Source organism: Polaromonas sp. P1_G2 (assembly GCF_056405515.1).
In genome coordinates, this window is sequence record NZ_JBFUBY010000220.1 from 1 (window position 1) to 12358 (window position 12358).

12 protein-coding genes and 1 pseudogene are annotated in these 12358 nt (G+C 65.5%); 1 reads left to right on the top strand and 12 read right to left on the bottom strand.

Annotated features, from left to right (window positions below; genetic code table 11):
• Positions 1 to 349: 349 nt before the first annotated feature.
• From AC1D0P_RS18985 to AC1D0P_RS19040, 12 genes and pseudogenes are all read right to left on the bottom strand, one after another.
• On the bottom strand, positions 350 to 934 hold the full coding sequence (locus AC1D0P_RS18985; protein WP_436157339.1) for a response regulator transcription factor: 585 nt from the start codon (positions 932 to 934) through the stop codon (positions 350 to 352).
• Between the two features lie 144 nt (positions 935 to 1078).
• On the bottom strand, positions 1079 to 2407 hold the full coding sequence (locus AC1D0P_RS18990; RefSeq protein WP_477678179.1) for a tryptophan--tRNA ligase: 1329 nt from the start codon (positions 2405 to 2407) through the stop codon (positions 1079 to 1081).
• Entirely contained in the window at positions 2404 to 3078 is a 675-nt protein-coding gene (locus AC1D0P_RS18995; RefSeq protein ID WP_477678180.1) for a site-2 protease family protein, read from the bottom strand. Before AC1D0P_RS18995 ends, AC1D0P_RS18990 begins: the two co-directional genes overlap by 4 nt.
• A 135-nt stretch (positions 3079 to 3213) precedes the next feature.
• The gene (locus AC1D0P_RS19000; protein ID WP_477678181.1) at positions 3214 to 3849 is read right to left on the bottom strand and encodes an L-threonylcarbamoyladenylate synthase; all 636 of its coding nucleotides are present in this window, start codon (positions 3847 to 3849) and stop codon (positions 3214 to 3216) included.
• 29 nt (positions 3850 to 3878) lie between these two features.
• On the bottom strand, positions 3879 to 4784 hold the full coding sequence (locus AC1D0P_RS19005; RefSeq protein WP_477678182.1) for a DMT family transporter: 906 nt from the start codon (positions 4782 to 4784) through the stop codon (positions 3879 to 3881).
• Positions 4784 to 5644: a 3',5'-nucleoside bisphosphate phosphatase gene (locus tag AC1D0P_RS19010; RefSeq protein WP_477678183.1), complete on the bottom strand. Its 861-nt coding sequence runs from the start codon at positions 5642 to 5644 to the stop codon at positions 4784 to 4786. Before AC1D0P_RS19010 ends, AC1D0P_RS19005 begins: the two co-directional genes overlap by 1 nt.
• 78 nt (positions 5645 to 5722) lie before the next feature.
• Positions 5723 to 6457, bottom strand: coding sequence for an aspartate/glutamate racemase family protein (locus tag AC1D0P_RS19015; RefSeq protein WP_477678184.1), 735 nt, complete (start codon positions 6455 to 6457; stop codon positions 5723 to 5725).
• Between the two features lie 148 nt (positions 6458 to 6605).
• Positions 6606 to 7186 (bottom strand): annotated as a pseudogene (locus AC1D0P_RS19020) (GntR family transcriptional regulator).
• The gene (locus AC1D0P_RS19025; RefSeq protein WP_477678185.1) at positions 7183 to 8064 is read right to left on the bottom strand and encodes an ABC transporter permease; all 882 of its coding nucleotides are present in this window, start codon (positions 8062 to 8064) and stop codon (positions 7183 to 7185) included. Before AC1D0P_RS19025 ends, AC1D0P_RS19020 begins: the two are co-directional and overlap by 4 nt.
• A 102-nt stretch (positions 8065 to 8166) precedes the next feature.
• A complete protein-coding gene (locus AC1D0P_RS19030; protein WP_477678186.1) occupies positions 8167 to 9081 on the bottom strand; it encodes an ABC transporter permease in 915 nt (304 codons plus the stop codon).
• A 158-nt stretch (positions 9082 to 9239) separates the two neighbouring features.
• Complete coding sequence (locus tag AC1D0P_RS19035) at positions 9240 to 10544, bottom strand: ABC transporter substrate-binding protein (RefSeq protein ID WP_477678187.1); 1305 nt, start codon at positions 10542 to 10544, stop codon at positions 9240 to 9242.
• Between the two features lie 71 nt (positions 10545 to 10615).
• The gene (locus tag AC1D0P_RS19040) at positions 10616 to 11671 is read right to left on the bottom strand and encodes an ABC transporter ATP-binding protein (RefSeq protein WP_477678188.1); all 1056 of its coding nucleotides are present in this window, start codon (positions 11669 to 11671) and stop codon (positions 10616 to 10618) included.
• Positions 11672 to 11862: 191 nt separating this feature from the next.
• Here AC1D0P_RS19040 and AC1D0P_RS19045 point away from each other — a divergent pair.
• Positions 11863 to 12358, top strand: a 496-nt coding sequence (locus AC1D0P_RS19045; RefSeq protein WP_477678189.1) for a glutathione S-transferase, incomplete at its 3' end; no start/stop codon positions are given.

Consider the following 12358-nt stretch of genomic DNA (forward strand, 5'->3'; position numbering starts at 1 on the left):
AACAAGAACAAGGACTCGCCAAGGCGAGTCCTTGTGTCTTCAGGTATTCAGTATTTGGATTTCTATTCCCCGCTCCCCCCCCTTGTCGATGCGCCGAGGAGCGGAGGTTCAGGCGGATCAGGGATCGCGTTGTTTGAGCCGAAGGCGAGTTTAGCGAGACCCCGCCTGAACCGAGCACCGCAGGTTGCCCGTAGCGAAGCGGAGGGACGCAGCAACCAGGGTCGCCTTTTCTTTTGCTTACTTTTCTTTTGGCGAAGCAAAAGAAAAGTGAGTAGCTGCCGGGCTACCCCCGGCCAGCAGACCTCAGCAAGAGGCATGAGCGCCAGGCCGCAGGCGGCCCGGAGACTGATTAGAGCAAGCCCTGTGTGCGAGCCAGGTGGCTAGCCTGCGACCGGCTCTTGACGTTGAGGCGCCTGAAGAGGCGCCACAAATGAACCTTGACCGTGTGCTCACTGATCTGCAGTTCTTCAGCGATGTCGCGGTTGCTCATGCCCTTGTCCAGCATCACCAGCAGCTGTTTTTGCCGCTTGGAGAGCTTTTCGGTCGGAGTGGAGGGTTCCGGGTCCAGGTCTTCGCTGAGGAAGACGCGCAGCACGTTGGAGATCTCGGTGGCGCCTGCCGACTTCTGGATGTAGGCATCCGCGCCCGCCTCGATCGAGAGATCCTCGTAGTCCTGGGCCGGCGCGGCCGACAGTACCACCAGGGGCACGCCGGGGAATTGCTGCTTGAGTTCGCGCACGCCGGAAACACCGTTGGTGTCGGGCAGGCGCAGATCCAGGCAGATCAGTTCGGGAATGCCCTGTTCCTGCACGGCGGGCATGACGGCAGCGAGCCGGTCCAGCTCGGTCACGGTGGCCTTGCTGCTCAGGCGGCGGATCAACATAACAACCGCTTCGCGCATGAGCGGGTGGTCATCTATTACAAAAATACTCATTAATCAGGTCTAAAGTATTGGTCCTATTAGCCATCGAGCATAACTGCTGTGTGTCAACTTTGGGGCATAAATAAACGGGCAATTGCGGTATTTTTTCAGAACGCTGATCCAAAAAAACAACAAGGCCCAGGCCGTGGACTGTTCCTAGGAAGCCGCCGCCTCCGCAAAAAACCGCAAGGCCGCCGCCACGTCGGTGTCGCTGACGCCCGGCAAAACCTGGACCTGCCCCTGCGCCAGCAGCCCCGCCAAGGCCGCCTGGCCGTCTTGCTGCAACGCGGCAATCATCTGCGCGGCGTCCCGCGGCGCTTCAAAGCCGCGGCTTTGCAGCAGCACCCGGGCCTCGGCGTCCTGCAGCTTGAAATAAAACAGGCCGTCCTTTTCGCGGTACTGCTTGAAGGCCGGCACGGCGCTCTTCGCTGTTTTTGCCGCCTTGGCCCCGGCCGGCGTGGCCGGGCGGGTGTCCAGCTTGCGCAGGCCCACGGCGCGCCGCAGCTCGGCCATGAAGGGCGTGGCCTCGGCGCGGGCCTTTTGCGCGCCGGCCTGCAGGATGGCTTCAATCTTGCCGGGGTCGGCCATCAGGGCGTGGTAGCGCTCGCGCATGGGCGCGACTTCGCGGTCTATGCGCTCGAACAGCAGCTGCTTGGCGTCGCCCCAGGCGATGCCTTCGGCGTAAGCCTTGCGTAACGCTTCGGTTTCCTCGGCGCCGGCGAAGGCCTGGTAGATCTGGAACAGCGCCGAGCCCTCAACGTCCTTGGGTTCGCCGGGCGCGCGCGAGTCGGTGACGATGCCGGCGATCAGCTTGCGCATCTGCTCGCGCGGCGTGAACAGCGGAATCGTGTTGTCGTAGCTCTTGCTCATCTTGCGCCCGTCCAGGCCGGGCAGCAGGGCGACCGATTCCTCGATCACCGCCTCGGGCAGCACCAGGTGCTCGCCGTAGAGGTGGTTGTAGCGCTGGGCCATGTCGCGCGCCATCTCGATGTGCTGGATCTGGTCGCGCCCGACCGGCACCTTGTGCGTCTTGAACAGCAGGATGTCCGCGCCCATCAGCACCGGGTACATGAAGAGCCCGGCGGTGACGTCGGCGTCCGGGTCGTTGCCGGCCGCCTCGTTCTTGTCGACCGAGGCCTTGTAGGCATGGGCACGGTTCAGCACGCCCTTACCGGTGACGCAGGTGAGCAGCCAGGTCAGCTCGGGAATCTCGGGGATGTCGGACTGGCGGTAGAAGGTCACGCGCTCCGGGTCCAGCCCGGCGGCCAGCCAGCTGGCGGCGATCTCGAGTGTGGACTGCTGGATGCGGGCAGGCTCGTCGCACTTGATCAGCGCGTGGTAGTCGGCCAGGAAATAAAAGCTGCGCACGTCGGCGCGGAAGCTGGCCTGCACCGAGGGCCGGATGGAGCCGACAAAATTGCCCAGGTGGGGCGTGCCGGTGGTGGTGATGCCGGTCAGGAAGCGGGTGGGGGACGGTGAACTCATAGCAGTCTTGGGGGCAGGGAGATGGTGAGATTGAGCAGGTCCAGCAGGCCGTAGCCGAGCACGACCAGTGGCCAGAGCCAGTAGGCGCTGACGACGCCGAGGAGGACAAGCCCCATGACGATGAAAAAGCCCCATGGCTCGAGGTGCGCGAGAAACTGCGCCTGCTTCCATGGCACCAGGCCCATCAGGATGCGCCCGCCGTCAAGCGGCGGAAACGGAAACAGGTTGAAGGCCCACATCACGAGGTTGACGAGCACGCCGGCCTGGCACATCACGAGGAAGAAAGGCTCGGAGATACCGGCCCCGACGAGCAATGCGTACACCACGGCCCACATGATCACCTGGATGAAGTTGGCGGCGGGGCCGGCCAGCGCCACCCAGATCATGTCGCGCTTGGGCTTGCGCAGGTTGCCGAACTGCACCGGCACCGGCTTGGCATACCCAAACAGGAAAGTCCCCGAAGTTGCGAAGTACAGCAGCAGCGGCATCAGGATGGTGCCGACCGGGTCTATGTGCTTGATGGGGTTGAGCGTCACGCGGCCCATCATCCAGGCTGTGTTGTCACCAAAGTGACGGGCCACATAGCCGTGCGCGGCTTCGTGCACCGTGATGGCGAACAGCACCGGCAGCGCATAGATGGCGACGGTTTGAATCAGGTTGGCGATATCCATCCCGGGATTGTCTCACTGGACTGTGTGCCCCCACGTTCGCTCGCTGCGCGTAGCTCTCTGCCCCCCGAGGGGGCGCTGCGCCTGCGGCCCGGCAAAGCGGGTTCCGCGGCCCCTGCTTGGAAGGGAGCTCGTGGGTTAAAGGCCCAGCGCCGCTAAGTCACCTCGCCCCTGCCGCACCACCACGGGATCGCCGCCCTCACCCATGGGCGTCAGGTCTATCACCGTGGTGGCTTCCTGGTGGCAGGCGCCGGCGTCTATCACGGCGGCCAGTTCGTGCTCCAGCAATTCGCGTATCTCGTGCGCGTCGTTGAGCGGCTCGCCGCCGCCGCGCGGGATCAGCGTGGTGGCCAGCAGCGGCGCGCCGTGCAGCTCGAGCAGCGCCTGCAGCACCTTGTGTTCGGGCACCCGCAGGCCTATGGTCTTGCGCGAAGGGTGGCTCACGCGGCGCGGCACTTCCTTACTGGCTTCGAGGATGAAGGTGTAGGGCCCGGGCGTGGCGGCTTTCAGCAGGCGGAACTGTTTGTTGTCGACACGCGCGTAATTGGCCAGCTCGCTCAAGTCGCGGCACAGCAACGTCAGGTGATGCTTGTCGTCCACCCCGCGTATGCGGCGCAGGCTGTCGGCCGCGGCCTTGTCGTCGAGGTGGCAGACCAGGGCATAGCTTGAATCGGTCGGCACGGCCGCGATGCCGCCGCGCTCCAGCAATGCCACCGCCTGCTTGAGCAGCCGGGTGTGCGGGTTCTCGGGGTGAACTTCAAAAAACTGGGCCATAGCGTCAGATGGTTTTCAAAGCGCTGGATTCAAGACTCGACGGGCTCTATCGGCACGCGGCCCTGGCGCACCGCGAGCCAGGCGCCTACCGCGCCGCAGACGGCGACCATCCCCATACCCACCATGGACCAGCGGTCCGGCACATGCGAAAACGCGATCCAGCCGCCCAGCATGGCAAAGCCGATCTGCGCATAAAGAAAAGGCGTGAGCGTGGACACCGGCGCGCGGCCGTAGGCCAGGATCATCATGAAATGGCCGACCGTGCCCATCAGGCCCATCAGCGCCAGGCTGGCCCACAGCGTCCAGGAGTCCAGCGAGGCCCAGACAAAGGGCAGGGCCAGCGAGGCGGCCAGCGTACCCACCCAGCCGGTGTAGAAGTGCATGGTGAAAGGGTCTTCGGTGCGCGCCAGCCGGCTGGTCAGGATCTGGAACCAGGCGTTGCAGATCACCAAACCTATCGGCAGCAGCATCGCCCAGTTGAAGTCGTCGCCGTCGGGCCGGATGATGATGATTGTCCCCGCGAAGCCGCCCACCACCAGCGTCCAGCGCAGCCAGGACACGCGCTCGCCCAGCGTCAGCGAGGCCAGCAGGGTGATGACCAGCGGCGTGATCATCACGATGGCGGTGAACTCGCCCACCGGCATGTGCCGCAGGCTGTAGAACGCAAAAAGGCTGGTGAACAGCAGCAGCAGGCCGCGCAGCAGCTGGTATTTCGGGTGCGCCGTGCGCAGCACCGAAAGGCCGCGCGACGGCAGCACCGCCAGGGTGGTGGCCACGGCCTGGAAGGCATAACGGAACCACAGCGCCATCAGCAGCGGCACGCTGTTGGAAATGACCTTGGTGGTGGTGTCCAGCACCGCGAAACAGCCGACCGCGCCCACCAGGAGCGCGATGCCGGTCGGGGCGTGGGAGGTATTTTTGGCGGGACCGGCCATCACTGGATGCGGTCCGCCAGCAGTTCCCAGACCGGCGTGAGTTCACCCGGCAGGAAGGGCAGGGTGCCCAGGTCGGTGTGGCTCTCGTCGGGGCTGTGGAAGTCGCTGCCGCGCGAGGCGGCCAGGCCGAATTCCTTGGCCGTCTCGGCGTACTTGAGGTATTCCTGGGGTGTGTGGCTGCCCGTGACAACCTCCACGCCGCGCCCGCCGTGGGACTTGAACTCGGTGAACAAGGCGTATTCCTCGTTGGGGGTGAACTTGTAGCGGCCCGGGTGGGCGATCACCGCGACGCCCTGGGCCTGGGTGATCCAGGTCACGGCGTCGCGCAGCGTCGCCCAGCGGTGCGGCACGTAGCCGGGTTTGCCTTCGGTCAGGTATTTGCGGAAGACTTCGTTGGTTTCGCGGCACACGCCGCTTTCGACCAGGAAACGCGCGAAATGCGTGYGCGAGATCAGCTCGGGGTTGCCGACAAACTTCAGCGCGCCCTCGTAAGCACCCTTGATGCCGGCCTTGGCCAGCGAGTCCGACATCTCCATCGCGCGCTGTTCGCGCCCGCCGCGCGTGTTGCGCAGGCCTTGCACGATGTCGGGATTTTCGGCGTCAAAACCCAGGCCCACGATGTGCACGGTCTGCCCGGCGAAGGTGACGGAGACCTCAGTGCCCGTCAGGTAGTGCATGCCCTGGGCCTTGGCGGCCGCCGCGGCGCGCTGCTGGCCGCCGATTTCGTCGTGGTCGGTCAGGGCCCAGAGTTCCACCCCGTTGGCCTTGGCCCGTTCGGCCAGCGCCTCCGGCGTCAGCGTGCCGTCCGAGACCACAGAGTGGCAATGCAGGTCGGCATTCAGGATGTTTTGCGGGGTCACAGGGACATTTTAGGCTTTATGACTGCCAGCTGCAGTGCGCGCTCACATATCCCTGCCTCCTGCCCGTTCGGCCGGGATCTACAGACCCAAAGCGCTCAGTTCCGGCGAGAGGTTTTCCCAGGGCACGTCGAAGCCCGGCGTGCCGCGCTGCGGCGGCGGCGCATGGCTGCGCAGGGCCCAATGGGCGCCGGCCAGCACGCTGTCGATGAGCGGCACGCCGACCCCGGGCTGCAGGGCCGCGGCCATGCCCGCCAGGCCCGCCCCACCCAGGATCACCGCCTGCGCGCCCAGCTGGCGCACCGCATCGCGGCAGGCCTGGGCCAGCAGGGTGCGCGCGGCGGCCGGGTCGGCGGCGAGCTGTGCGCCGGTCGGCGCCACGGTGTGGATGCCGGCCAGCGAAGGCGCATGGCCCAGCGCCTGGGCCAGCCGCTGCAGCATGGGGCCCCAGCGCTCGCCCCCGGTAACGATGGCAAAGCGGCCATGGCGCGCCGCCTCGATGAAGGCCGCCTCGGCCAGGCCGGTGACGGGGACCGGGCTGCTTTCGCGCAGCGCCAGCAGTCCGGGGTCGCCAAAGCAGCCTATCAGCACCGCGTCGGGCGCTTCCTTCGCGCCGGCCAGGGCAGCCGCCCAGGTGTCCAGCGTGGCATGCGCGGCCACCGCGTAACTGGCTTCGTCCGAAATGTAGGGCGCGCCGAAACGCGCGGTGACGGTGCTGACCTGCACGTGCAGCCCGGCGGCGGCCTGCACATGGGTTTGCAGCAATGCGCTGACCGACGCTGAAGTGTTCGGATTGATGACCAAAAGCCTACGCATGAAAGAACTCACCCCCGTCCAGGCTCACTGCGTGTAGCCTGTTCCCCCCTCGAGGGGGCGGCGCCTGGGGCCGGCAAAGCCGGACCCGCGGCCCCCGCTGGTGGAATACCTCTACGGGTTGCACTCCCAGAATTCTTCATAGGCCACATCAGGAGAACAGCGCCGACAGATCCGGCGCCTCACCCGCCGGCGGCGTGAACTGCAGCTGCGACTCCAGGCGGGTCAGGTGCTCGCGCATGTGGCGCGTCGCTTCCCGCGGGTCGCGCAGGCGGATGGCGTCCAGCAGGACGCGGTGTTCGCGGCAGCCGCAGGCGGCAGCCTCGTCACGGCTGTCCTTGTGGCCTGTGCTGTAGGTCATCAGGATCAGCGAGGTGCGCGAGGTCAGTTCGCGCAGGATGCGGCCCAGCGTCTGGTGGCCGGCGCGCTCGGCGATCTGCAGGTGGAAGTCGCCCGACAGCCGGATCGCGCGGTGCATGTCGCCGGCCAGCCGCGCGGCTTCCTCGTCGTCGATGCAGCGCTTGAGCTGGCGCATGTCGGCCGCTCATTGGCCAGGCGCACCAGCACCGGACGTATGCGCGTGCGCGACACGCCGAAGGCACCGGCCAGCTTGTCTTCCCCCAGTTTGGTGCCCGGCGGCAGGCGGTGGTCGAGGATGGCCGAGACCACGCGCTCATACATCTCGCTGTCGGTCAGGGGCGTTGCGGAAGCTGCCGTATTCGCGGGGCTCATCGATGTCCTTTTTTCTGCCGCCTGCCGAGCCACCATGCCAGGCCCATGGCCAGGGCCATCACCCCCAGCGACACCACGGTGGTGACGGTGCCCAGCGCGTAGATGGACGGCGTGGTGACGGTGGTCGTCAGGCCCTGCAGTTCCAGCGGCAGCGTGTTGACGTCGCCGATGGCCTGCGAGGTGCGGGCGATTTCGTCCCAGCTCAGGGTAAAGCCGAACATGCCTATGCCCACGACCGAGGGAGCGACCAGCGGCAGCACCACGTGGCGAAAGCCCTGCCACGGCGTGGCGCCCAGGTCGCGCGCGGCTTCCTCGTAAGCCGGGTTGAAGCGGTTGAAGACGGCGAACATGATCAGCAGGCCGAAGGGCAGCGTCCAGGTCAGGTGCGCGCCCAGCGCCGAGGTAAAGAGGCCCAGCGCCGTGCCGTAATCTTCCAGCGCGCCGGACATGCCCAGCAGCTCCAGCGCTTTCTTGATGCCGTTGTCCAGCAGCCGGAACTCCAGGCCTATGCCCAGCGACACGATGATGGACGGCATGATCAGGCTGGACACCACCACAAAAAACAGGGTGTTGCCGCCCGCGAGCTTTTTGCGGAAAGCCAGGCCGGCCAGCACCGACAGCACGACCGTGAACGCCGTCACCGCCAGGCCCAGGCCTAGCGAACGTTTCAGCGCCGCGCCTATGTCCACCACGCCCAGGCCCTCGGCCAGCTTGTGGAACCAGTGCAGCGAGACACCGCGCAGCGGAAAGGTCAGCCCGCCTTCCGGGCCCTGGAAGCTCAGCAGCACGATGACGAACATCGGGCCGTACAGGAACAGTACAAAGAGCGCAAAAAATGCGGCGAGGAACCAGAAACCGGCAGAGCGTTTATCGGACATAGCTTAGAACCTCCGCAGGAGGGGCCGCAGCGCCGGGCCGCCCCAAGCAAGGCCAGCCCCCTCGGGGGGGCAGCGTAGTACACGAAGTGACAAGCGTGGGGGTCATAGTTCTTTCCGGATGTCGACCAGCCGCGTCAAGGCCCAGATGATCATCAGCACCAGCGCCAGCAGGATCACCGCATTGGCCGCCGCCAGCGGAAACTGCAGGTAGGAGGTCTGCACCTGGATGACCTTGCCGATGGAGGCGATCTGCTGGCCGCCCATGACGCCTATGGTCACGAAGTCGCCCATCACGATGGTGATGACGAAGATGGAGCCGATGATGATGCCGGTGCGCGACAGCGGCACGATGACGTTCCACAGCGTCTGCCAGGCCGAGGCGCCGCTGTCGTTGGCCGCCTCGATCAGGCTGCGGTCTATGCGCATCATCGAGTTGAAGATGGGCACGATCATGAACATCGTGTAGAGGTGCACAAAGGCCAGCACCACCGAAAAGTCCGAGAATAGCAGCCACTCCACCGGCTGGTTCACCACGCCCATGCCCACCAGGCTCTGGTTGACCAGGCCGTTGCGGCCCAGCAGCGGCACCCACGAAATCATGCGGATCACGTTGGATGTCCAGAACGGGATGGTGCACAGCACGAAGAGCAGCGTCTGCACCCCTTGCGATCGCACGTGAAACGCCAGGAAGTAGGACGCCATGAAACCCGTCACCAGCGTGATCAGCCACACCAGGAAGCTGAACTTGAAGGTCGACAAATAGGTCTTGAAGGTCACGCACAGCTCGGCGGTGTTGCCGCAGCCATCGAAGATGGCGAAGTAGTTCTTCAGCGTGAAGCCCGGCAGCAACTCGTATTCATTGAAGTCCCAGAAACTCACCGCCAGCACCAGCGCCAGCGGGACCAGGAAGAACAGCACAAACACCGCTGTCAGCGGCATGGCCTGCCACCAGGCGGCCAGCGCACGCCCGGGCGCCTTGGCCGGGGCGGAATGTGCAGCGACAGCAGGAGCACTCATAGAAATCCAGTTGAACGACGACAAAACCAAGGGCAAGCGAAGCGAGCCGAATCAGCCCAGCGTCCGCGCGGAACCGGCTTTGCCGGGCCGCAGCGGGCGCCCCCTGCAAGGGGGGAGGACGCTACACGAAGTGAGCGTCAACGGGGGTGTGCCTACTTCTAGGCTGCTACAAATTCATTCCACTTTTGGACCATGTAATTGTTTTCGTCCATCACCGCATTCCAGCAGGCAATCCCGCCCATGCGCGCTTCGTAGCTGCCGCCGTCGCGCACCGCGCCGGCCTTGGCCAGCACGTCGCCGGTGGGGCTCTTGATGTCTTGCGACGCCGGTTTGCCTTCCATCCAGTAGGYCCACTCATAGGCTTCCATCTTGGCCTTGGCGGTTTCCAGCACGGCGCTGTAATAGCCCTGGCGGTTCAGGTAGGCGCCGGCCCAGCCGTCGAGAAACCAGTTGATGAATTCATAGGCGCCGTCCAGCTTCTTGCCCGAGAGCGTGGCGGGCAGGCCGAAGCCGGCGGCCCAGGCGCGGTAGCCCTCTTTCAGCGGCTGGAAGTTGCAGGCGATGCCCTTGGTGCGCACGGCCGTCACGGCGGGGCTCCACATCGACTGGATCACCACCTCGCCCGACGCCATCAGGTTGACCGACTCGTTGAAGTCCTTCCACAGCGCGCGGAACTGGCCGGCCTTCTTGGCCTCGATCAGCGTGGCGATCGTCAGGTCGATCTCCTTTTTCGTCATGTTGCCCTTGTCCGGGTATTTGTAGATGCCTTTCGCCTCCACCACCATGGCCGCGTCCATGATGCCGATGGACGGGATGTTCAGGATCGCGGCCTTGCCCTTGAACTCGGGGTTCAGCAACTCGGCCCAGGAGCTGATGGGGCGCTTGATCAGGTCGGGGCGTATGCCCAGCGTGTCGGCGTTGTACACCGTGGGAATCAGCGACATGAACTGCGTCGGGCTCTTGGCGAAGACCTTGCTCTTTTCGCCTTCGAGGTAAATCACCTTCTTGGGCGCCGTGCCCTGGTCGCCCACAGCCTTGCCGGCCACCGTGCCGGTGGTGAACAGCGAGGTGATCTTGTCGGCGTTCTTGATCTTCTTGGTGTCTATGCCCTTGAGGTTGCCGGTGGGCACGATCTTCTTGAGCGAGAAGTACTCGGTGTCTATCAGGTCAAAGCTGTTGGGCGCGGTCACCGCGCGCTTGGTCACGTCGTCGGTGGTGACGGCCACGTACTGGATGGTGATGCCGGTGTCGGCCTTGAACTTCTCGGCAATCGCCTTGTCCTGGTTCACCGCGGTGCCCAGGTAGCGCAGCACGATTTTTTCCTGCGCATGCACGGCCGGGAACATGCCCGTGGCCAGGATGCCGGCCGTGCCCTTGAGCAGGGAACGGCGGGCCACGCCGCCTGCCGGTGTGTCAGCGGCGATGTCTTGGGGAGCTTGTTGATCAGGAAGAGCGTCGGACATGGTGAAAACTCCTGTGCTGGGGGTGGAAACTTCTTGCGAAGGGACGGTTGAAAACAGAAAAACAAAAATGGTCAGGCAGGCGCCGCGGCCTGCAGCGTGTGCGCCGCCTCGGGCGCCCATGACAGCTGCACGCTGTCGCCGGGCGCATAGGGCCGGGCCGCGAATGCCGCTTCCGGCACCATCACCGACAGCTCCGCCGTGCTGCTGGCGCTCAGCGATACGCCGGGGTTCTGCAGGCCCAGCAGCACATAGGTGCCCTGGTACTCGACATCGGTGACCACCGCGCGCCGGTTGTGCGCCGCGTCGGGGGCCGCCTGGCCGGCTGGGGTGATCTGCATGTGGTCGGTGCGCACGCCTATGCGGCCCGCCGGCGTGTCCAGCACGTTGTGGCCGCCCATGAAACGCGCGACGAATTCGCTCGCGGGGCGGTTGTAGATCTCGTGCGGCGAGCCCACCTGCTCGATCAGCCCGTGGTTCATCACCACCATGGTGTCGGCCAGCGCCATCGCCTCTTCCTGCGAATGCGTGACGTGGATGAAGGTCAGGCCCAGCTCCTTCTGCCAGCGGCGCAGCTCGGCGCGCATCTGGATACGCAAAAACGGGTCCAGCGCCGACAGCGGCTCGTCCAGCAGCAGCACGCGCGGCTGCGTGATCAGCGCGCGCGCCAGCGCCACGCGCTGTTGCTGCCCGCCGGAAAGCTCGGCCGGCTTGCGTTCGGCCAGGTGGCCCATGGCCACCCGTTCCAGCAGGGCCCCGGCCTGTTGCCGCCGCGCCGCCTTGTCCACGCCTTTCATCTTGAGGCTGAAGGCCACGTTGTCCAGCGCCGACAGGTGCGGGAACAGCGCGAAGCTCTGGAACATCATGGCCGTGCCGCGGCCGGCGGCCGGCAGGTTGGTGATGTTGCGGTTGTCCAGCAGGATGTCCCCGCTGGTGACGGACTCATGGCCCGCCATCATGCGCAGCGTCGTGCTCTTGCCGCAGCCCGACGGCCCCAGCAGGCAACAGTAGCTGCCGCTGCCGATGCGCAGGTTGATGGCGTCCACCGCAGGCCGGTCCTGCGGCGCGTACCGTTTGGTCAGCGCGACGGCTTCAATGGCGGCGGGCGTGGGGCTGGCAAGGGCGTTCATGCCAGCCTTGAGTGCAAGGCTTGTGCCAGGTTTTGTATGCGATCAGCGACAGGATTGTGTACAAAATGCCTGTTTGTGGTGCCCGCTCGCCCCTGCCGGGTGCAAAAATCGCCGGCCGCGGTGCGCGCCGCGGCGGCTTCAAGGCCGCCGGGGATGGCCTACCATGGCACCCACCCTTTTCCGGAATCCCCATGATCACCCTGCACCACCTCAACAACTCCCGCTCGCAGCGCATTCTCTGGCTCATGGAAGAGCTGAGCCTGCCCTATGAGATCCAGCGCTACCAGCGCGACCCCAAGACCATGCTGGCCCCGCCCTCGCTGCGCGCCGTGCACCCGCTGGGCAAGTCGCCCGTGATCACCGACGGCGATCTCACGCTGGCCGAATCGGGTGCCATCATCGACTACCTGGTGGGACGCTACGGCGCCGGCCGGCTGGCCCCCGCGGCCGGCACGCCCGAGCACCTGCGCTACACCTACTGGCTGCACTACGCCGAAGGCTCGGCCATGCCGCCGCTCTTGCTCAAGCTGGTGTTCGACAAGATCGAGAACTCGCCCATGCCGTTTTTTGTGAAGCCGATCGCCCGCGGGATTGCCGGCAAGGTCAAGAAGACCTTTATCGAGCCGCAACTGCGCCAGCACCTGGACTTCCTGGAAATGTCGCTGCCCCAGGGCGGCTGGTTCGCCG

What these genes read in the sequence shown, in the direction of transcription:
- AC1D0P_RS19030 (WP_477678186.1), bottom strand. Translation starts at nt 9,081, where the DNA reads ATGAGTGCTCCTGCTGTCGCTGCACATTCCGCCCCGGCCAAGGCGCCC.
- AC1D0P_RS18990 (WP_477678179.1), bottom strand. Translation starts at nt 2,407, where the DNA reads ATGAGTTCACCGTCCCCCACCCGCTTCCTGACCGGCATCACCACCACC.
- AC1D0P_RS19005 (WP_477678182.1), bottom strand. Translation starts at nt 4,784, where the DNA reads ATGGCCGGTCCCGCCAAAAATACCTCCCACGCCCCGACCGGCATCGCG.
- AC1D0P_RS19015 (WP_477678184.1), bottom strand. Translation starts at nt 6,457, where the DNA reads ATGCGTAGGCTTTTGGTCATCAATCCGAACACTTCAGCGTCGGTCAGC.
- AC1D0P_RS18995 (WP_477678180.1), bottom strand. Translation starts at nt 3,078, where the DNA reads ATGGATATCGCCAACCTGATTCAAACCGTCGCCATCTATGCGCTGCCG.
- AC1D0P_RS18985 (WP_436157339.1), bottom strand. Translation starts at nt 934, where the DNA reads ATGAGTATTTTTGTAATAGATGACCACCCGCTCATGCGCGAAGCGGTT.
- AC1D0P_RS19040 (WP_477678188.1), bottom strand. Translation starts at nt 11,671, where the DNA reads ATGAACGCCCTTGCCAGCCCCACGCCCGCCGCCATTGAAGCCGTCGCG.
- AC1D0P_RS19025 (WP_477678185.1), bottom strand. Translation starts at nt 8,064, where the DNA reads ATGTCCGATAAACGCTCTGCCGGTTTCTGGTTCCTCGCCGCATTTTTT.
- AC1D0P_RS19000 (WP_477678181.1), bottom strand. Translation starts at nt 3,849, where the DNA reads ATGGCCCAGTTTTTTGAAGTTCACCCCGAGAACCCGCACACCCGGCTG.